The sequence below is a fragment of the Virgibacillus carmonensis genome (genome assembly GCF_057836705.1).
Map to the genome: position 1 here is coordinate 1 of NZ_JBYQFJ010000256.1, position 605 is coordinate 605.

Below are 605 nucleotides of genomic sequence, written 5' to 3' on the forward strand. Positions count from 1 at the left end.
TACATCTGACTTGGTGGTCCAGTTCTGCTTGGAGAAGGGAATTTATACTATCCATGATGTCAATCAAGCATTGAATTATTTTAGTTTGAAACCACTGATTGGATAAGATGTATAATCCAGTAGTCATGTAACAATCCTGAAATATTTTGTTATATACCATCCTTTCCTTACCAGTTCATTCAATTTTTGTATTTTTCCAAAGCTAGGTAAAAACTTCCATAACCAAGGCCATTACATGAGTGGTAACGGGGTTACTGATCAAAAGTTTTATAGTCATATATTGGATAATGCTAAACTGTGTTACATTTAGTAACCTTCTAGAAGAGAGCTAAAAACTACTAGGGGGTTACGAATTGTACAATCACAAGAAATTATTTTTTGTCATTATATTATCTATCAGCGTATTAGCCCTTCCAATGGCTGCGAACGCTGCATCGTATACAGTTAAAGAAGGCGAGTCATTCTGGTCAATTTCGCATAAGTTTGACGTTAGTCTATCAAACTTACAAATAGCAAATAATCGTTCTGGGAGCCTTTTATATGCAGGAGAAATGATTAGTATTCCAAATGATATCTCCTATGAGGATAAACAATTGATGGCACAG

Annotated in this window: 1 protein-coding gene; it reads left to right on the forward strand. The window is 34.7% G+C overall.

Annotated elements, in window-relative coordinates:
• Nucleotides 1–353: 353 nt before the first annotated feature.
• Nucleotides 354–605, forward strand: a 252-nt coding sequence (locus AC3G7N_RS21715; protein WP_489424204.1) for a LysM peptidoglycan-binding domain-containing protein, incomplete at its 3' end; no start/stop codon positions are given.